Below are 19,659 nucleotides of genomic sequence, written 5' to 3'. Positions count from 1 at the left end.
TGCCCATTCCTCAGCGTGCGTCATTGCACAGCGCGGCCCGCGGAACGCAGGCCGTCGCATGATGTTGCCGATCGTGCCGGGCGCTTCCGCGACCGGATGATCCAGATCGATCTCAGCTCCCGAGATCGGGCAGTCCGAGCATCAGCCGCATGTTCTGCACGGCCGCGCCCGATGCGCCCTTGCCGAGATTGTCGAGCCGCGCCACCAGCACCGCCTGATGATGCTTGTCGCTGGCGAAGACGTAGAGCTCGAGCTCGTTGGTCTCGTTCAGCGCCTCCGGCTCGAGCCGGCCGCTCTTGGCCGCCGCGCCGTCGAGCGGCATCACCGAGACGTATTGGCTGCCGGCATAGTGCTTCGCCAGGGCCGCCTGCAGGTCCGAGCCCGACGGCCTGCCCGGCAGGGTGTCGAGCTGCAGCGGCACGGAGACCAGCATGCCCTGCCGGTAGTTGCCGACCGAGGGAATGAAGATCGGCCGCCGGGTCAGCCGCGAATAGAGCTGCAATTCGGGCAGATGCTTGTGCTCGAGGCCGAGGCCGTACAGCTCGAAGTTCGGTGCGGTGCCGTTCTCGAAGGCCGCGATCATGGTCTTGCCGCCGCCGGAATAGCCGCTGACGGCATTCACCGTCACCGGATAGTCCTGCGGCAGCAGGCCGGCATCGACCAATGGCCGCAACAGCGCGATGCCACCGGTGGGATAGCAGCCGGGGTTGGAGACCTTGCGTGCATTGCGGATCTTGTCGGCCTGATCGGCGGCGAGCTCGGGAAAGCCATAGGCCCAGTCCGGCGCGACGCGATAGGCGGTCGACGCGTCCAGCACCTTCGGCGCAGAGCTGCCCATGCCGTCGATCAGCGCCACCGTCTCCTTGGCGGCGTCATCGGGCAGGCAGAGGATGACGAGATCGACCTCGGCCATCAGCGCCCGCTTGGCTGCCGGATCCTTGCGCTTGTCCTCGGCGATCGTCTTCACGACGATATCCGGCTGGTGCCGGAGCCGCTCGGCGATTCCCAGGCCGGTCGTGCCCGAGCCGCCGTCGACGAACACGGCGCGTGTCGCAGTCCCGGAGGTGATGTGAGCTTTCGGCAAATTGCTGTCGATCACGGTCATGGCACGCTCCTTAGGTCTGGGTTTCGTCGGCAAAGGCCTGGGGCCGCGCCTGCCGCATGAGAGACGATATCTGTTGCGAGCCGATGTCGGGCCGCTCGCCGAGCCGGGTCGCGACCGCCGCATAATCGGCTTCCGACTTATGCTGGTTGAGCTTGAAGCTGCCCTCGACCTCGTCGATCGTCATCACGATGCCGACGATCGCCTTGCGCATCCCCTCGAGCCGGCCAGCGCTCATCTTGCCCGAGGTCCACGGCGCCTTCGGCAACAGCCATTGCTCGAACTTGGCGCTGACCGCATCCACCTGCTCTGCAAGCTCCGCCTCCGACAGGATGCGCGCCGGGCCGGTCAGATGCACCGCCTGATAAAGCCAGGTCGGCACCTGATCGGGCGAGACGTACCAGTCGGCCGACACATAGGCATCGGCGCCGTTGACGGCGAGCAGCCACCGCGTCGCGCCGTCGGCGAGCTTCGCCAGCGGATTGCCGCGGGCGACGTGGAAGAACGCCTGCGGCGTGCCGTCGTTCAGCGCCCCCAGGTGAAACGGCACGGAGGACGCAATCGGCCTAGTGCCGTCCCACGCGCAGACCGTGCCGAAGCCGCGCGCCTCCGCAAAGCCGAGGCTCGCGGCGCGATCGGGCTTGAAGGGCGGTGGCGTGTACATCGGAAAACTCCTGCTGGACGAAGGAGCCGCCTGATCGATCGCGCTGCAAGGAGAAAGTTTGCCGCGGGACGGATCCGGCGGCAGGGGCTGTGATCTAGACGCAGATCATCGCCCGTACCGCGGAGGTACGACGGCGCATTTCGGCGATCATGTTGGTCGCTGCGTTGATCATGGGGGCAGGCCTATAGGGCCGCAGGGTTCCTGCGTCAAGCTCGCACGTCGGCCCGGCCCGTTCGGGGCTGGCGTCAGACCGCATGCCACAGCCATTCCATGGTGCGCCCGATGATGTCGCCGAACAACAGCAGCACCGCCGACCACACCAGCGCCGACACGAAGTTGGCGATCTGGAACACCATGTAGGGCATCTCGAAAATGCCCGCCGCCAGCGGCACCGACGCGCGCAACGGGCCGAAGAACCGGCCGATGAAGATGCTCGGCACGCCCCAATCGCGCACGAAGGCCTCGCCGCGCGGCAGCAGCTCCGGGTATCGCGACAGCGGCCACATCTGGGCGACGCGGTCCTTGTAGCGGTAGCCGAACCAGTAGGAGACCCAGTCGCCGAGCGCGGCGCCGATTCCACCGGCCAGCCATATCGGCCAGAAGCTGATCCCGGTGGCGCCGATCAGGGCGCCGATCGCGACCAGGGCGCCCCAGGCGGGAATCAGGAGCGAGACGAAGGCCAGGGACTCGCCAAAGGCAAGCAGCAGGACGATCGGAGCAGCCCAGGCCTGATGGTCGCGCACGAAGTCGGCAACCGCGCGGCCAAAATCTTCCATCTGCTCGACGCCTTTCTGCTCCGCGGCGCTTAAGTGCTTGAAGGCCTTCGCGGTTCCATGGCGCAGACTGGTACGCCACCGAACCCGCCCACTTCAAGTCACAACAACCGGCTGAACCGCGTGAACAGCGGCGATCCGGCGATCGGAACCGGCCAAAACGTGGCGGGCTGGTGAACGTCGTTGTTTCCCGGGGTCATTGTTTTATGCCGGTCCATGGCATAGTCAGGCCCAACGATTCGTTCCATCTTGCGCACACGCAACATCCAATTCCATGGGTAAACCGTTGAAATCAGCTGCAAAAGCCAAGGCCAAGGGCGTCACGGACCCGTTGGCGGCGTTCGCCGCCAAGGGCAAGGCTCCGGCCAAGCCAGCCGCCCGCGCAGGCAGCGCCGAGGGCGATTACACCGCCCGTGACATCGAGGTCCTCGAGGGCCTGGAGCCGGTGCGGCGCCGCCCCGGCATGTATATCGGCGGCACCGACGAAAAGGCGCTGCACCACCTGTTCGCCGAGGTCATCGACAACTCGATGGACGAGGCGCTGGCCGGCCACGCCACCTTCATCGAGGTCGAGCTCGATGCCGAAGGCTTCCTCACCGTGACCGACAACGGCCGCGGCATTCCGATCGATCCACATCCGAAGTTTCCCAAGAAGTCGGCGCTCGAGATCATCATGTGCACCCTGCACGCGGGCGGCAAGTTCGACTCCAAGGTCTACGAGACCTCGGGCGGTCTGCACGGCGTCGGCATCTCCGTGGTGAACGCGCTGTCGACCCGGCTCGAGGTCGAGGTCGCACGCAACCAGAAGCTCTACCGCATGATCTTCGAGCGCGGCCACCCGAAGGGCAAGCTCGAGGAGGTCGGCAAGGTCGCCAACCGGCGCGGCACACGGGTACGTTTCCAACCCGACCCGACCATCTTCGGCGCCAAGGCGACGTTCAAGCCGCAGCGCCTGTTCAAGATGGCGCGCTCGAAAGCCTATCTGTTCGGCGGCGTCGAGATCCGCTGGAAATGCGATCCGTCGCTGCTGAAGGGCATCGAGGACGTCCAGCCCGAGGCGACGTTCCACTTCCCCGGCGGCCTGAAGGACTATCTGGCCGCAGCGATCCATGCCGACACGCTGGTCCATCCGGATATCTTCGCCGGCAAGTCGGGCCGCACCGGCGGCCATGGCGGCTGCGAATGGGCGGTCGCCTGGACCGCTGATGCCGACGGCTTCCTGTCGTCCTACTGCAACACGATTCCGACGCCCGACGGCGGCACGCACGAATCCGGCATCCGCAGCGCGCTGCTGCGCGGCCTGAAGGACCACGCCGAGCGCGTCGGCCAAGGCAAGCGCTCGGCCAACATCACCTCCGAGGACATCATGGCGGGCGCCGCCATCATGCTCTCGGTGTTCGTGCGCGAGCCCGAATTCCAGGGCCAGACCAAGGATCGCCTCGCGACCGCCGAGGCCCAGCGCATCGTCGAGCAAGCCGTCAAGGATCCGTTCGATCACTGGCTGTCGGGCAATCCGGTGCAGGCCAACCGGCTGCTCGATTTCGTCATCGAGCGCGCCGAGGAGCGCATCCGCCGTCGCCAGGAGAAGGAGACGGCGCGCAAGACCGCGACCAAGAAGCTGCGCCTGCCGGGCAAGCTTGCCGATTGCACCGATGCCGGCACCGAGGGCTCCGAGCTGTTCATCGTCGAGGGCGACTCTGCCGGCGGCAGCGCCAAGCAGGCGCGCGACCGCAAGAAGCAGGCGGTGCTGCCGCTGCGCGGCAAGATCCTCAACGTCGCCTCGGCCGGCAAGGACAAGCTGACGGCGAATGCCCAGCTCGCCGATCTCGTGATGGCGATCGGCGCCGGCACCGGCACGTCGTATCGCGAGGAGGATCTGCGCTACCAGCGCATCATCATCATGACCGATGCCGACGTCGACGGCGCTCACATCGCCTCGCTGCTGATCACCTTCTTCTACCGGCAGATGCGGCCGCTGATCGACGAGGGGCATCTCTACCTCGCCGTGCCGCCGCTCTACCGGCTGACCCATGGCAGCAAGACGTTCTACGCGCGCGACGATGCCCATCGGGACGAGCTCCTGAAGCGCGAGTTCAATGCCAACGCCAAGGTCGAGATCGGCCGCTTCAAAGGTCTCGGCGAGATGATGCCGGCGCAATTGAAGGAAACCACCATGGATCCGGCCAAGCGCACCCTGCTGCGCGTGATGCTGCTCGCCGAAGATCGCGACGGCACCGCCGACTCGGTCGAGCGGCTGATGGGGACCAAGGCGGAGGCCCGCTTCGCCTTCATTTCGGAAAAGGCCGAATTCGCCAGCGACGAGCTGCTCGACGTCTAGCTTTTGACCCGATTTCACGCCTCGATTGCAGGTTCCATTCACTCGCGCGAACCTGCAATCACCTAGTTTGATCAGAGACTTACGAGGGCCGCGCGCATCCCGCAGCGCACTTTCCCCTCCGGTGTGCTCAACCTGCAACAGCTTTTGGGCACCAATCGGCTATAGTTCGGGCACATCTGGCGAGGGAATCGCCGCCGCAACCCGGCACCTGCGACACGACGATCTTGGGGAATTGAATATGAAAAAGCTTTTGCTTGCTGCCACTGCGCTGGTTGCGATCACGGGTGCCGCTTCGGCTGCTGATCTGGCGGCTCGCCCCTATGTGAAGGCGCCGATGATGCCGGTGGCGCCGAGCTGGACCGGGTTCTACATCTTCGGTGGCGCTGGTGGCGGCCTCTGGGATGCCGACTCGCACACCAACTTCAACGGCGTGCCGGTGACGATCGATCAGCGCGTCGGCGGCGACGGCTTCCTCGGCACGGTCGGCGCGGGCTATGACTGGCAGGTCAACCCGACCTGGGTCTTCGGCGTGTTCGCCGATGGTCAGTTCGGCAGCCTGCGCGGTACCCTGCAGGATCAGTTCGCTGCCCTGACCGGCCGCATCAAGATGGAGACCGCCTGGGCCGCGGGCGCCCGCGTCGGCTACCTGGTTGCGCCGAACGTGCTGTCCTACGTCAACGCCGGCTACTCCGGTTCGCACTGGTCGGGCACTGGCCTGACCACCCTCACGGGCGCGGCGTCCGGCTTCCACACCGACTCGTTCAACCGCAACGGCTGGTTCGTTGGCGGCGGCGTCGAGAACAACCTGAACATCTTCGGCATCTCGGCGCCGGGCTGGTTCATGAAGACCGAATATCGCGCGGCTTATTACGACCGGAAGGACATCGCGGTCCGTACCGACGCTGGCAACCTCGTGACGACCGACTCGGTCAGCTTCAAGCCGTGGGTGCAGACCATCAGCACCTCGCTGGTCTACCGCTTCAACTGGACCGGCCCGGCCGTCAAGTACTGAGCAGACCGCACGCGGTCGTTCGATCATTCTGCGAAAAGCCCCGGTTGATCCGGGGCTTTTTGTTTTCGGCTCGGATATTGGCGGCTGGAGCCGCTGGTCATCTGCCGCGGCGGCCGCTAGCCTCCTCGTCATAAAACTTCACAAAAAAGACGGCAGCAGCGTCTCCGATGCCGTGACGCGGTCGATGAGGGAGGAAGTGGCCATGCGGAGATTCCTGATGATCGGCGGCCTGCTTCTGCTCGCCGTCGGCCTGCTCTGGGTCGGCCAGGGCACCGGGGTGGTGGCATGGCCGCGGACGAGCTTCATGATCAACCAGCTGCAATGGGCCGGCTACGGCGTCGGCATGGGTGCACTCGGCCTGGTGATGATCTGGCAGGGCACCTGCTGACGTCTGACAACAACATGGAGACACGACATGGCGGCCGCTTCGACCTGAGTGGCAAGGTTGCGATCGTGACAGGAGGCAACGGCGGAATCGGCCTGGGGATGGCGCGCGGGCTTGCCGATGCCGGCGCCGACATTGCCGTGGTCGGCCGCAACGAAGCCAAGTCACAGGCGGCGGCGGCTGATCTCGCCGGTCGCGGCGGCCGTGCCATCGCCGTCACAGCCGACGTCAGCGACAAGGACGACGTCGCCGCCATGGTCGCGCGCGTGGCCAGCGAGCTCGGTCGTATCGACATCCTCATCAACAATGCCGGCATGAGCATTCGCAAGCCGCCGCACGTGCTCGAGCTGGAGGAGTGGCAGCAGGTGATCGACACCAATCTCACCAGCGCGTTCCTGTGCTCGAAGGCCGCCTACCCGGCCCTCAAGGCGAGCGGCGGCGGCAAAATCATCAACATCGGCTCGATGCTGTCGATCTTCGGCGCCAGCTTCGCGCCGGCCTACGCGGCCAGCAAAGGCGGCATCGTGCAGTACACGCGCGCCTGTGCCTGCGCCTGGGCGCCCGATAACATCCAGGTCAACGCGATTCTGCCGGGCTGGATCGACACCGACCTGACGCGCGCGGCGCGTAGCCAGATCGACGGCCTGCACGACCGCGTGCTGGCGCGCACGCCCGCGGCACGGTGGGGCGACATCGACGACTTCGCCGGCATCGCGACGTTCCTGAGTTCGCCGTCCTCCGACTTCGTCACCGGCACAGCCATCCCCGTTGACGGCGGCTATTCGATCATGGCGTGAGCCGGCGCCTCAGCGCCGAAAGCTCTTGATCTCGGAGACGCTGCCATCGCGATAGGTCAGCTCCACCGAGACGAACTTCGTCGCCGGCGGCAGCTTCAAATAGGGCGTGGCGTTGGAGGGAATCGCAATGGGATCGCGCATGTCGCAGCCGGGCATGTTGAGGACCTTGTCCGGCACCGCCGTGTCGATGCCGATGCGGACCTCGCGGATGGCGCAGCGATACGACATCAGGTGCGTGTAGTAGACCAGGAGGCCGTTGAACTCGCGGAACGACAGCCAGCTCGTCGCGGTCATGTCGAGGATCTTGCGCTGGTCGTGCACCAGCGCGGCCTCCGGCTCGAAGCGGATCGGGAACGGTCCCTGCATCTCGCCGGATGCATCGACATAGCGGACCTGGATGGTGCCCGCGGGCGCATCCGCCGGCAGCTGGATCGAGGGATTGGGCATGCGCTTGCGCGTGCGCGGATCGAGCACGTCCATGAAGCCTGTCTCGCGAAACTCTCCTGCGTCGCCCATGCGCCAGGAAATGCCGAGCGTCGGATCGGCGATCGAGAAGGTGACGGTCCAGCCGCCATTGTGGCGCGAGAACATCGCGATCGGTGCGTTCAGGCTCTCGTTCGCCGGCGGAATGCGCGGCGCGGAGACGGGAGGCAGCGCCGCAAGCTTCTGCTGCGGCTCGGCCGGCTTGTCGGCCGCAGCCGGCCCCTTCGCCATGCCGTTGAGAAAGACATCGTCGACCATCTGGTCGAAATAGACCGGGATCTGCTTGTGCCGCACGGTCTCGGCGAGCTCGCTGACCACGCGGCGGGTGCGCTGCGCGACCTGCACCAGATTGACGCCGGGCTGTGTCAGCTCCTTGGCGAAGGTGCGCGTGAACACCGAGTTCGGATTGGCGTCATCGTTGGAGAGACGGTCGAGCGCGGTCTGGCGTGGGCCGGCCGAGAACACCGAGAATACGCCTTCGGGCAACTGCGTCATCGGCGCCAGGCCGCCCCCGCCCGCCACCGCGCGCGTGCCCGAGCGCTCGAACGGATTGTTGCGGCAGGCATCGAACACCAGGATCGAGGTGCGCGCCTTCTTGTTCTGCAGCCGCTCGATGACGCGGTCCGCGAGGATCGAGGCGTCGCGCACCAGCTCTTCCTGGCCTTCGGTGGCCGCGGGCACGTCGGTCGGCAACAGGAAGTTCTGGCCCGCGATCTCGAAGCCATGACCGGCATAGAAGAAGAACGCGGTGTCGCCCGGCTCGACGGCGTTGTCGAACGCCAGCAGCGTCTGGCTGAACTGCTGGCGATTGAGATTCTCCGCGACCATGACGTTGAAGCCGAGCTGCTTCAGCGTGTCGCCCATCATCCGCGCGTCGTTGACGGCCTTCTGCAGCTTCGGCACGAACCGGTAGTCGTTATTGCCGATCACGAGCGCGACGCGCTTCTCGGCATGCGCGGCCGGCGCCAGAACCACCGCCAGCATCGCCAGCCCGCACGTCAGCCACATCCGCATCGATCTCATCGTCCGTCCCTGCACTCATCGCGTGGGCTGCCGCCCTCGGATAGTCGACGGCACGCCGCCACCGGTTCATCCCCGGGGCACACGCGGCTGCTCCCCCCGCCGAACACACGCCGCAATTCCGTCGACAATTCGACCGGAGCGCTTTCCGCGACCGGCCGCCAGTGCTTCGGAGCACCCGAATGCGACAGCTCGACGACAGGTTGCCTGCAAATAATGCAAAAACATTAAGCTTTTTCGGTACTTCGCCCCCCTCTTCCATTGACTTTGCAGGATTCGCCCCTATCTTCCGCAGCAGCGCGGCCGGATCGCATCCGATTCCTGAGAAATTGACCGCGGGCCGGCGCTAGTCAGAAAACCCCCAGCTTCCTTAGAGCATGCCGTTTCGGGGTTGAGCGCGACCACAGCCTTTTACCCTCGATTCCTAACGGCGGCGTCGAATAGAGGCCCCGTCGCCTATCGGCGCGTGACATAGAGGCTCGATGTCTTTTTCCAATCTCGGCTTGTCCGACAAGGTGTTGGCTGCAGTTGCGGCCACCGGCTACACCAACCCGACCCCCATTCAGGAACAGGCGATTCCTCATGTGCTGGCGCGCCGCGACGTGCTCGGCATCGCCCAGACCGGTACCGGCAAGACCGCCGCTTTCGTCCTGCCGATGCTCACGATCCTCGAAAAGGGCCGCGCCCGCGCGCGAATGCCACGCACCCTGATCCTGGAGCCGACCCGCGAGCTGGCGGCCCAGGTCAAAGAGAACTTCGATCGCTACGGCGCCGGACAGAAGCTCAATGTCGCCCTGCTGATCGGCGGCGTCTCCTTCGGCGACCAGGACGCCAAGCTGACCCGCGGGGTCGACGTGCTGATCGCCACGCCGGGCCGACTGCTCGATCATACCGAGCGCGGCGGCCTTCTCCTCACTGGCGTCGAGTTGCTGGTCATCGACGAAGCCGACCGCATGCTCGACATGGGCTTCATTCCCGACATCGAACGCATCTGCAAGCTCGTTCCCTTCACCCGCCAGACCCTGTTCTTCACCGCGACCATGCCGCCGGAAATCCGGCGCATCACCGAAGCCTTCCTGCACAATCCGCAGAAGGTCGAGGTCTCCAAGCCGGCGACGACAGCCGTCACGGTGACCCAGTTGCAGGTGCCGTCGGGACGCGAGGCGCATCAGAAGCGCGAGGTGCTGCGCAGGCTGTTGCGGGACGCCAAGGATCTCAACAACGCGATCATCTTCTGCAACCGCAAGCGTGACGTCGCCATCGTTCACAAGTCGCTGCAGAAGCATGGCTTCAGCGTCGGCGCCCTGCACGGCGACATGGACCAGTCGGCCCGCACCGCCGCGCTCGATCAATTCCGCAAGGGCGAACTGCCATTGCTCGTCGCCTCCGACGTCGCCGCACGCGGCCTCGACATTCCCGAAGTCAGCCACGTCTTCAATTTCGACGTGCCGCATCATTCGGACGACTACGTTCACCGCATCGGCCGTACCGGCCGCGCCGGACGGACCGGCACTGCAATCTCGATCGTGGCTCCGGCCGACCAGAAGTCGATGGTCGCGATCGAGAAGCTGATCGGACAAGGCATTCCCACCATCGAAGGCGACTACGAGGTGCAGGAATCCTCGGGCGACGAGGACAGCCGTGAGCGGCGTCCGCGCGACGCCGCGCGTCGCGGCAGCCGCGGCAAGGCGCGGGAGCGCGATGCGGGATCGCGTGATCGTGATGCAGCTCCGCGCGAGCGCGATCGTGAGCCGCGGCCAGCAGCGCCGCGCGCCGCCCAGGCAGCTTCTCCCCGGCCTGCTGCGCCGAGCGCCCGCAAGGAACAACCGCGTAACGAACAGCCTCGCAATGAAGCGCGGCGGCCGCGGCGCGACCACGACAACGAGCCTGCCGATCATTCACATCTGCCGGCGTTCCTGCTTCGCCCGGTGCGGGCCCCGCTTCCCTGAGCGAGTACAAGATTCCGGGCTGCGCGACATGCGGCCGCCCGGACTGTCGCGTCCGCGATGATCAGTTGCTGCATTCGTCGTACTTGACTGGAGTCGACATCGCCGAGCCCTCGGCGCATGCGCGCGTGCGCGAATAGTTCCAGCTCGCGTCAGCAAGTTCCCGCAGCATCCTATGCAGCTCATTGAACATATGCGGTGCCGGTCCCAGATGAACGGCTCGTGCGCATATCCGGGACTCTACGGCCGTATTTACCCCTGGTTCACAAACGTCCTTTAGCTTGGCCGGCATTGTTTATTTCATTGCTGTGACGACGACGGCGACGCGGGCGATTTGGGGGGAACCTGTGGTGGTCAATGCGCTTGACGAACACGAACGCACGATAGGCTTCGCCGAAGTCGCGCTCAGCCAGATCAGAACGCTCCGCCATTCGGCCAATCCGCGCAACTACGAGATCTGGTACGTCTACGCGACGGGCTACAACGCACCGCTGAACGAGATCATCAACGAGACTCTGTCCCGCAACGGCAAGCTGTCGCAGTCCGATCTCGATCAGCTCTACGACTCCTACCTCGCGCATCTCAAGACCTCGGACCGCATCGACAAGGTCGGCGCGCGCGTCGTCGGCGAGATCGATGACCTCATGAGCATGCTCAGCGATGCTCTCGGCAGGACGGCGAGCTACGATGCGACCCTCGCGGGCGCCGATCTGCGGCTTGCATCGGCCACCAGCCGCGAGCAACTGGTCGACATCATCGAGGCGCTAGCCCATTCGACCAAGCAGATGCGGGAAACCAACCGCATCCTCGAAGAGCGGCTGACGCTGTCGAAGGATGAGATCAGCGGGCTGCAGCACAGTCTGGAGGTTATCCGGGCCGAGAGCCTGACCGATCCGCTCACCGGGCTCGGCAATCGCAAATATTTCGACCGGATGATCGAGACGACGGTGCAATCGGGGCTCGCGACCCAGCAGCCACTATCGCTGCTGATGTTCGACATTGACCATTTCAAGTCCTTCAACGACTCCTACGGACATCTCACCGGAGACCAGGTGCTGCGGCTGGTCGGGATGACCCTGAAGCATGCCATCAAGGGCCAGGACATCGCCGCGCGCTACGGCGGCGAGGAGTTCGCCGTCGTGCTGCCGAACACCACGCTGCAGCACGCACTGACGGTGGCCGATCACATCCGCCGCGCCGTGACGGCAAAGGAGCTGAAGAAGAAATCGACCGGCGAGATCCTGGGACGTGTGACGATCTCGGTCGGCCTGTCGCTGCTGCGGGCCGGCGACGACACCGATACGCTGATCGAACGCGCCGACGCCTGCCTCTATGCCGCCAAGCGCAGCGGGCGCAACAAGGTGGTGTGCGAGAACGATCCCGAATATGCGGCTGCCACCCGCGGCCAGGTTGCCTGACGGCAAGCTGGCCGGCCGAGCGTCGAGAGCATCAGCGCGTCCGCAATGATGCTGAGCGCGACGTCTGCCGGCCCCGCACGGCCGTCGAGCTGCGCGTCTTGCGGCCGGCGGGCGCCTTGTCCGCGCCCTTGCCAACGCTCTTGGCCACCTTCCCCGTCTTGACCGGCTTGGTCGTTTTCGCTGCTGTTTTGGTCGCTCCGGATTTGCTCCGGCCACGCGCCGGCACCGGCTCGCTGGGCGGCGCAGCCCGCTTCTTGCTGGTCCGCTTGCTCAAGGCGGCCCGTTGCGCCGCCGCAAACGCATCTCTCGCCCATGCCGCGAACTCATCGGTGTCGTCGAACAGATGCGCCGGCACCTGCCAATACGAGCGCACCGTCATGGTCCGCGCGCGCGTCTCGTAGGAGAACGGCTTGGATCCAGCCTCCTCAAACCTGGCGAACGTGGCCTCATCGGCGCGCAGATAGAGACCGCTGCGCAGCGCGAGCGCAAAGTTGATGCCGTCGGCGGAGATGCCGAAGCCGGAGAACATCCGCCGGATCGTGACCGGACCGAAGCCGGCAAACAAATCGGTCAGGAATTCGCGGTCCATCGCGCCAGCTCCCGCCAACACCCAGTTGCTCGCCTGGAGTTTTCGGTCGGGAAGGTGGCGTGTGTCAATGTCCGGAACGCGACAGGGTCCGGTGCCGTCCCGGTGGAAAGCGGACGATCAGACCTCTGCTGGCTTCAGCTGCACCGACTCGCCGCAGCCGCAGGCGCTGATCTGGTTCGGGTTGTTGAACACGAACTGGGCCTGCATCTTGTCGGCCTGATAGTCCATCTCGGTCCCAAGCAGAAACAGCACGGCCTTGGGATCGACCAGGATCTTGACGCCCTTGTCCTCGACCACCTCGTCGGTCGGCCGGATATCGTGGGCATATTCGACCGTATAGGACTGTCCGGCGCAGCCGCCGTTCTTGACACCGACCCGAAGGCCGATGATCTCGGACTCGGCGCGATCGGTCAGCTCGCGGATGCGCGTGGCTGCCGCATCGGTCAGCCGCATCACCTGCGGACGGGGCCGCGGCTTGGGCTTGCTGGCAACTGGCGTGTTCGTCATATCGGTCATCTGGTCAATCCCGGCGTTCGATCAATCCCGACCGCCATTCAAACGTCGTGCCTCACCACATGTTGAGGACGAGGCGGGCCTCGTCGCTCATCCGGTCCGGCGTCCATTGCGGCTCCCAGACAATGCTCACATTGACCACGCCGACCCCCGGAACGCTGGCGATCGCGTTCTCGACCATGGTCGGCAGCTCGCCGGCCGCCGGACAGTTCGGCGTCGTCAAGGTCATCATCACGTCGACGCTGCGGTCGTCCTTGATGTCGACCTTGTAGATCAGGCCGAGCTCATAGATGTCGGCCGGGATCTCCGGGTCGAACACCGTCTTCAGCGCTGCGATGATCTCGGTGGAAAGCCGCTCGGTCTCCTCCGGCGGCAGCGCCGAATGGGTTTCGACAGTCTGAGTTTTGACGTCGGCCGTGTCGGTCATGCAAACAATTCCCGCGCCTTGATCAATGCCTGTGCAAGCTGATCGACCTCTTCCCTCGTATTGTACATGCCAAACGAGGCCCTGCAGGTCGCCGTGACGTTGAATCTCTCCAAAAGCGGCATCACGCAGTGCGTGCCCGCACGCACCGCGACGCCCTGGCGGTCGATCACGGTAGCGATGTCATGAGCATGCGCCCCCTTCATCTCGAACGAGATCACCGGCCCCTTGCCCTTGGCGGTGCCGATCAGCCGCAGCGAGTTGATCTCGCGCAGTCGATCCTGGGCATAGGTGAGCAGGTCGTGCTCATGCGCGGCGATGCGCTCCTTGCCGACCGAGTTGACGTAATCGATCGCGGCGCCCAGCCCGACCGCCTCGACGATCATCGGGGTGCCCGCCTCGAACTTGTGCGGCGGATCGCCGTAGGTGACCCAGTCGCGCGCAACCTCGCGGATCATCTCGCCGCCGCCATTGTAGGGGCGCATGGCAACGAGGTGGTCGTATTTGGCGTAGAGCACGCCGATCCCGGTCGGCCCGTACAGCTTATGGCCGGTGAAGACGTAGAAGTCGCAGTCGATGTCCTGGACGTCGATGGCGAGGTGCACGGCGGCCTGGCTGCCGTCGACCAGCACCGGGATGCCGCGCGCATGCGCAATCCGAACGACCTCCTTCACCGGCACGAGCGTGCCCAGCATGTTCGACATCTGCGTGATCGCGACCAGCTTGGTCCTGGGCGTCAGCAGCTTCTCGAACTCGTCGATCAGGAAGTTGCCGTCATCGTCGACCGGGGCCCACTTGATCACCGCGCCCTGCCGCTCCCTGAGGAAATGCCAGGGGACGATGTTGGAATGGTGCTCCATGATCGAGAGCACAATCTCGTCGCCCTCGCCGATGTTCGGCCCGCCCCACGACGACGCGACCAGATTGATCGCCTCGGTCGCGTTGCGGGTGAAGATGATCTCCTCGCTGCGGCGCGCATTGAGGAAGCGCGTGACCCGCTCCCGGCCGCCCTCATAGGCTTCCGTGGCGGCATTGGCGAGATAATGCAGGCCGCGATGCACGTTGGCATATTCGCTGGTATAGGCCCGCGTCATGCGGTCGAGCACCGCGCGCGGCTTCTGCGCCGAGGCGGCGTTGTCGAGATAGACGAGCTTCTTGCCGTAGACCTGCAGCGCCAGCGCCGGAAAATCCTCGCGGATGCGGGCGACGTCGTAGGATCCGTTGGAGACGGCGGGATGCGTGCTCATGCGCGCGCCTCCATCCAGTCCTGGGCGGCAGCGATGACGCGCTCGCGCAAGGAATCGTCCTCGATCGCCTCGATGGCTTCGCCGACGAAGGCCTGGATCAGCAGCGCCTGGGCCTGCTTCTCCGGCAGGCCGCGGGCCTGCAGATAGAACAACAGGCTGTCGTCGAGCGCGCCGGCGGTGGCGCCATGGCCGCAGGAGACGTCGTCGGCGAAGATCTCGAGTTCGGGCTTGCTGTCGGCCTCGGCCTCGTCGGACAACAGCAGCGCCCGCGTCATCATCTTGCCGTCGGTCTGCTGCGCGTCGGGGCGGACGATGATGCGGCCCTGGAACACCGAATGGGCGCGATCGTCGAGCACCGCGCGAAAGTTCTCGCGGCTGGTGCAGCCGGGCACCGCGTGATCGACCACCAGCGTCAGGTCGCCATGCTGCCTGTCGCGCAGCAGGTTGACGCCGTTGATGATCAGCTCGCTGCCTTCGCCCTTGAGAGTGATGAAGCCCTGCAGACGACTGACGGCGCCGCCGGTCGTCATGTTGAAGAGATTGAGTTTCGACCGCGCACCGACCTCGTACTTGGCGGACGTGATGTTAACGGCATCCCTGGCATCGCGCATCAGGCGAATGGTGGACAACGCAGCGTCGTCACCGAGGGAGACGACCACGGCGTCATTGGCCTGATAGCCCGAGGCGCCATCGGCGGCGATCGCGCTTTCGATCAAGGTGGCCTGCGCGCCGTTCCCCACCGAAAGATGCGAGCGACTGGCACGCGATGCCTGCGATGCCGTCGCGATGTGAATGATCTGCAGCGGATGCGAGAGCTTTGCACCATCCGCCACGGAGATCAGGACTCCGTCGGTCGCGAGCGCACCGTTCAACAGCACCATCGCATCGTTGACGGTCGTCTCCAGCAGCCGCTCGCTGCCGGCGCTCTGCAGCGCCTCGCGCAGCGTGTGAACCTTGACACCATCTTCGGAGGCCGAGATGTCCGAGAGCTCCGCCACGAACACGCCGTCGACCAGTACCAGCTTCCGGGCGCCGTCGACGGCAACAGAAGCCAGCACGGCTTTTGCCCGTGCCAGCGCCGCCGCGTCGGGCGCGCCTGCGAGCGGCAGCACCTCGCGCATCAGCGCACGCAGATCGGTGTACTTCCATTCCTCGATACGACGGTGCGGCAGGCCGGTGCGCTCGAAGGCCGAGAAGGCTTCGCGCCGGATATCGACCACCTTGCCGGTGCCGGGCAGACGGCCCAGAGCGGCAGAGAGCAAGCTGCTCGCCGCCGGACCGCTGTCGTTCTTGACCAAAGCTACGTTCATCACAGATCCATTCGCGAGCTCAGGCCGCGTCTTCGAACTGGGCGTAGCCGGACGCCTCCAGCTCGAGCGCGAGCTCCTTGCCGCCGCTCTTCACGACGCGCCCCTTCGACATCACATGAACGACGTCGGGGACGATGTAGTTCAGCAGCCGCTGATAGTGGGTGATCACGATCATCGAGCGATCGGCTGCGCGCAGCGCGTTGACGCCGTCGGCGGCGATGCGCAGCGCGTCGATGTCGAGGCCGGAATCCATCTCGTCGAGGATGCAGAGCGACGGCTGGAACAGCGCCATCTGCAGCACCTCGTTGCGCTTCTTCTCGCCGCCGGAAAAGCCGACATTGACGCCGCGCTTGAGCATGTCCTGCGGAATGCTGAGCGATTTCGAGATCTCGCGCACCTTCCTGAGGAAGTCCGGCGTCGAATATTCCTCCTCGCCGCGCGCCTTGCGCTGCGCGTTCAGCGCTGTCCGCAGGAAGGTCATGGTCGCGACGCCGGGGATCTCCACCGGGTACTGGAACGCCAGGAACACGCCCTTGGCGGCACGCTCGTCCGGTGCCATGGCGAGCAGATCCTCGCCCTTGAACAGGATCTCGCCGCCGGTCACCTCATAGCCCGGCTTGCCGGCGATGACGTGGGACAGCGTCGACTTGCCGGAGCCGTTCGGCCCCATGATCGCATGCACCTTGCCGGCGTCGATCGACAGCGTCAGGCCGTGGAGAATCTCGCGCTCCTCGACGCGGACCTGCAGGTTGTTGATTTCGAGTAGTGCCATGATCTGTTTCCGCTCAACGCTTGCCCTGGCGGCACCGATTCCATCGGGTCCAAGGACGTATGATATCGATATCAGCACGAGCGGGCCGCGCCGCGGCCCTGCTGCAATATGGCCTCAGCCGACCGAACCTTCGAGGCTGATCGAGATCAGCTTCTGCGCCTCGACTGCGAACTCCATCGGGAGCTGCTGCAGCACGTCCTTGACGAAGCCGTTGACGACCAGGCCAACCGCCTCCTCCTGCGAAAGACCGCGCTGGATGCAGTAGAACAGCACGTCTTCGGAGATCTTGGACGTGGTCGCCTCGTGCTCGAAGGTGGCCGAGGAGTTCTTGGCCTCGATATACGGCACGGTATGCGCACCGCATTTGTCGCCGATCAGCAGCGAATCGCAGGCAGTGAAGTTGCGCGCGCCGGTCGCCTTGCGATGCGCCGTGACCAGGCCACGATAGGTGTTCTGCGATTTGCCGGCAGCGATTCCCTTGGAGATGATGCGGCTCGACGTGTTCTTGCCGAGATGGATCATCTTGGTGCCCGAGTCGACCTGCTGGAAGCCGTTCGAGATCGCGATCGAATAAAATTCACCGCGAGAGTTATCGCCACGCAGGATGCAGCTCGGATATTTCCAGGTGATCGCCGATCCCGTCTCGACCTGGGTCCAGGAAATCTTGGAATTATCGCCGCGGCAGTCGCCACGCTTGGTGACGAAATTGTAGATGCCGCCCTTGCCTTCCGAATTGCCCGGATACCAGTTCTGCACCGTCGAGTACTTGATCTCGGCATCATCCAGCGCGACCAGCTCGACCACCGCCGCGTGCAGCTGGTTCTCGTCGCGCTGCGGCGCGGTGCAGCCCTCGAGATAGGACACGTAGGCGCCCTTGTCGGCGATGATCAGCGTGCGCTCGAACTGGCCGGTGTTGCGCTCGTTGATGCGGAAATAGGTCGACAGCTCCATCGGGCAGCGCACGCCCGGCGGGATATAGACGAACGAGCCGTCGGAGAAGACGGCCGAGTTCAAGGTCGCGTAGAAATTGTCGGAGGTCGGCACCACGCTGCCGAGATATTTCTGCACCAGCTCGGGATGCTCGCGGATCGCTTCCGAGATCGGCATGAAGATCACGCCCGCCTTCTTCAGCTCCTCCTTGAACGTCGTCGCCACCGACACCGAATCGAACACGGCGTCGACCGCGATCTTGCGGCTCTCGGGGCTGCCAGCGCCGGGCACCGGCTCGACGCCCTCGAGGATCGCGACCTCGCGGAGCGGAATGCCGAGCTTCTCGTAGGTCTTCAGAATCTCCGGGTCGATCTCGTCGATCGAGGAGAGCTGCTTCTTCGGCTTGGGCGCGGCGTAATAATACAGATCCTGGAAGTCGATCTTGGGGTAGTCGACGCGCGCCCAGGTCGGCTCCTGCATGGTCAGCCAGCGGCGATAGGCCTCCAGCCGCCATTCGAGCATCCAGGCGGGCTCGTTCTTCTTGCCCGAGATGAAGCGGATCGTGTCTTCGGAAAGCCCCTTGGGAGCCTTCTCGGATTCGATGAGTGTCTCGAACCCATAACGATATTGGTCGACGTCGATCCGCCTGACGCGGTCGACCGTCTCTTGTACGGCTGGCATTCCATCCTCCGCTCGCGGTTTCAAGGACCGCGGTGGACACGTTCTGGAACCGTCTTACGACGTTTCGCGGACGAAATCACGCCCTTAGAATCGCTCAAGCACGGTTTCGTCGCCACCTTTAAGTAGGGTCAATGACAGCTTTCGCCAAGCCTGCAGGCCGCGATCGACATCCGCCTCGGTCGTGGACCAGCCCAGACTGAGGCGCACCGCTCCCTGCGCCGCTGCGGAACCGACGCCCATCGCTTCCAGGACATGGGATGGCTGGACCTTACCGGACGAGCAGGCCGAGCCGGAAGACACCGCGATCCCTTCGAGATCGAACCCGATCACGGCCGTCTCGGCCTTGAGCCCCGGCGCCGTGAACAGCGTCGTATTCGGAAGCCGCGCCGCTTCGGAGGAAAATACCGTCACGCCGGCGGTCTGACGAAGGCCCGTTTCCAGCCGGTCGCGCAGCGCCGTGATCCGGGGCAGGTCGACCTCGAGCTCAGCCAGGGCAGCGCCGGCTGCGGCGCCAAATCCGGCAATTCCGGCCATGTTTTCGGTTCCAGCCCGGCGACCGCGCTCCTGGCCGCCACCGCGGAGAACCGGAATCGGCTCCTCCACGCCGGCGCCCAGAACCAGCGCGCCGACGCCCTTGGGTCCGCCGATCTTGTGCGCAGAGATGGTCACAAGGTCCGCGCCCATCTGTTTGATATCGAGGGGTATTTTCCCAAATGCCTGGACCGCGTCGACATGCAGCAGGCCGCCCGCCTGGTACACGATCTCAGCAACTTTCGAAACCGGTTGAAGCACCCCGGTCTCGTTGTTGGCGGCCATGACGGACACAAGCGCCCGCGGTCCCCCGGCCAGCAGGGCTTCCAGGCGGCCGGGATCGACCACGCCCGAGGCATCGACCGGGATCGTCTGCACCGCCGATGGCGCGAACCGGCCGCCGGCCAGCACCGAGGCATGCTCGACCGCCGACACCAGCAGCCGCTCGACCGGGCCGGCCGGCGCCCGCAGACCTGGGCTCAAAGCGAGCACATTGGCCTCGGTTCCGCCGGAGGTGAACACGACGCGGCGCGCAACGGTACCGAGCCCGCGGGCGATGACCTCGCGGGCCTCCTCCATCAGCCGCCGCGCCTTGCGGCCTTCGGCATGAACCGACGAGGGATTGCCGACCAGGTCCATGGCGGCGATCACCGCCGCGCGCGCTTGCGGTCGAAGCGGCGTCGTCGCGTTCCAGTCGAGATAGATCCTGTCGGCCATCGGTCCG

19 protein-coding genes are annotated in these 19,659 nt (G+C 65.3%); 7 read left to right on the top strand and 12 right to left on the bottom strand.

The features are described 5' to 3' along the window. Positions 1–112: 112 nt before the first annotated feature. From argC to ACQR2C_RS08845, 3 genes are all read right to left on the bottom strand, one after another. Complete coding sequence (gene argC, locus ACQR2C_RS08855; protein ID WP_434880927.1) at positions 113–1,105, bottom strand: N-acetyl-gamma-glutamyl-phosphate reductase; 993 nt, start codon at positions 1,103–1,105, stop codon at positions 113–115. A gap of 10 nt (positions 1,106–1,115) precedes the next feature. Continuing rightward, positions 1,116–1,766 (bottom strand): FMN-binding negative transcriptional regulator, encoded by a 651-nt coding sequence (locus ACQR2C_RS08850; RefSeq protein ID WP_434880926.1) that lies wholly within the window; start codon positions 1,764–1,766, stop codon positions 1,116–1,118. Between the two features lie 245 nt (positions 1,767–2,011). Next, a complete protein-coding gene (locus tag ACQR2C_RS08845) occupies positions 2,012–2,542 on the bottom strand; it encodes a DedA family protein (protein WP_315800121.1) in 531 nt (176 codons plus the stop codon). A 271-nt stretch (positions 2,543–2,813) separates the two neighbouring features. Between ACQR2C_RS08845 and parE the strand changes: the two genes are divergently transcribed. From parE to ACQR2C_RS08825, 4 genes are all read left to right on the top strand, one after another. Then, positions 2,814–4,877: a DNA topoisomerase IV subunit B gene (gene parE, locus ACQR2C_RS08840; protein ID WP_316215734.1), complete on the top strand. Its 2,064-nt coding sequence runs from the start codon at positions 2,814–2,816 to the stop codon at positions 4,875–4,877. Between the two features lie 238 nt (positions 4,878–5,115). Further along, complete coding sequence (locus ACQR2C_RS08835) at positions 5,116–5,889, top strand: outer membrane protein (RefSeq protein ID WP_316236562.1); 774 nt, start codon at positions 5,116–5,118, stop codon at positions 5,887–5,889. Positions 5,890–6,091: 202 nt separating this feature from the next. Next, a complete protein-coding gene (locus ACQR2C_RS08830) occupies positions 6,092–6,277 on the top strand; it encodes a hypothetical protein (protein ID WP_009027935.1) in 186 nt (61 codons plus the stop codon). 14 nt (positions 6,278–6,291) lie between these two features. Next, positions 6,292–7,071: an SDR family NAD(P)-dependent oxidoreductase gene (locus ACQR2C_RS08825; RefSeq protein WP_434880925.1), complete on the top strand. Its 780-nt coding sequence runs from the start codon at positions 6,292–6,294 to the stop codon at positions 7,069–7,071. A 9-nt stretch (positions 7,072–7,080) separates the two neighbouring features. Here the strand turns inward: ACQR2C_RS08825 and ACQR2C_RS08820 are convergent, their stop codons facing one another. Beyond that, positions 7,081–8,577, bottom strand: a complete 1,497-nt coding sequence (locus tag ACQR2C_RS08820; RefSeq protein ID WP_434880924.1) for a caspase family protein — start codon at positions 8,575–8,577, stop codon at positions 7,081–7,083. Between the two features lie 179 nt (positions 8,578–8,756). Between ACQR2C_RS08820 and ACQR2C_RS08815 the strand changes: the two genes are divergently transcribed. From ACQR2C_RS08815 to ACQR2C_RS08805, 3 genes are all read left to right on the top strand, one after another. Beyond that, complete coding sequence (locus ACQR2C_RS08815; protein WP_315800125.1) at positions 8,757–8,924, top strand: hypothetical protein; 168 nt, start codon at positions 8,757–8,759, stop codon at positions 8,922–8,924. Between the two features lie 132 nt (positions 8,925–9,056). Beyond that, positions 9,057–10,523: a DEAD/DEAH box helicase gene (locus ACQR2C_RS08810; protein ID WP_315800126.1), complete on the top strand. Its 1,467-nt coding sequence runs from the start codon at positions 9,057–9,059 to the stop codon at positions 10,521–10,523. 347 nt (positions 10,524–10,870) lie between these two features. Continuing rightward, entirely contained in the window at positions 10,871–11,938 is a 1,068-nt protein-coding gene (locus ACQR2C_RS08805) for a GGDEF domain-containing protein (protein WP_434880923.1), read from the top strand. A gap of 31 nt (positions 11,939–11,969) precedes the next feature. Here ACQR2C_RS08805 and ACQR2C_RS08800 read toward each other — a convergent pair whose 3' ends face one another. The 8 genes from ACQR2C_RS08800 to ACQR2C_RS08765 all read right to left on the bottom strand — a co-directional run bounded on the left by ACQR2C_RS08800 (position 11,970) and on the right by ACQR2C_RS08765 (position 19,652). Next, entirely contained in the window at positions 11,970–12,527 is a 558-nt protein-coding gene (locus ACQR2C_RS08800) for a TfoX/Sxy family protein (RefSeq protein WP_434880922.1), read from the bottom strand. Between the two features lie 117 nt (positions 12,528–12,644). Continuing rightward, on the bottom strand, positions 12,645–13,034 hold the full coding sequence (locus tag ACQR2C_RS08795; protein WP_434845987.1) for a HesB/IscA family protein: 390 nt from the start codon (positions 13,032–13,034) through the stop codon (positions 12,645–12,647). A gap of 61 nt (positions 13,035–13,095) precedes the next feature. Further along, positions 13,096–13,467 (bottom strand): SUF system Fe-S cluster assembly protein, encoded by a 372-nt coding sequence (locus ACQR2C_RS08790; RefSeq protein WP_315800129.1) that lies wholly within the window; start codon positions 13,465–13,467, stop codon positions 13,096–13,098. Continuing rightward, positions 13,464–14,711, bottom strand: a complete 1,248-nt coding sequence (locus ACQR2C_RS08785) for a cysteine desulfurase (RefSeq protein ID WP_434880921.1) — start codon at positions 14,709–14,711, stop codon at positions 13,464–13,466. Before ACQR2C_RS08785 ends, ACQR2C_RS08790 begins: the two co-directional genes overlap by 4 nt. Continuing rightward, on the bottom strand, positions 14,708–16,021 hold the full coding sequence (sufD, locus tag ACQR2C_RS08780; RefSeq protein ID WP_434880920.1) for a Fe-S cluster assembly protein SufD: 1,314 nt from the start codon (positions 16,019–16,021) through the stop codon (positions 14,708–14,710). The genes ACQR2C_RS08785 and sufD overlap by 4 nt, the downstream gene beginning before the upstream one ends. A 19-nt stretch (positions 16,022–16,040) precedes the next feature. Next, entirely contained in the window at positions 16,041–16,793 is a 753-nt protein-coding gene (gene sufC / locus ACQR2C_RS08775; protein WP_315800132.1) for a Fe-S cluster assembly ATPase SufC, read from the bottom strand. A 114-nt stretch (positions 16,794–16,907) separates the two neighbouring features. Beyond that, on the bottom strand, positions 16,908–18,404 hold the full coding sequence (gene sufB, locus ACQR2C_RS08770) for a Fe-S cluster assembly protein SufB (protein ID WP_434839488.1): 1,497 nt from the start codon (positions 18,402–18,404) through the stop codon (positions 16,908–16,910). An 84-nt stretch (positions 18,405–18,488) separates the two neighbouring features. Beyond that, a complete protein-coding gene (locus ACQR2C_RS08765) occupies positions 18,489–19,652 on the bottom strand; it encodes a cysteine desulfurase family protein (RefSeq protein ID WP_434839487.1) in 1,164 nt (387 codons plus the stop codon). Positions 19,653–19,659 lie beyond the last annotated feature (7 nt).

It is taken from the genome of Bradyrhizobium sp. HKCCYLRH3061 (genome assembly GCF_051168015.1).
GTDB lineage: Bacteria > Pseudomonadota > Alphaproteobacteria > Rhizobiales > Xanthobacteraceae > Bradyrhizobium.
The sequence above is the reverse complement of the archived record's forward strand: the minus strand, read 5'-3'. Positions and strand labels throughout refer to the sequence as shown.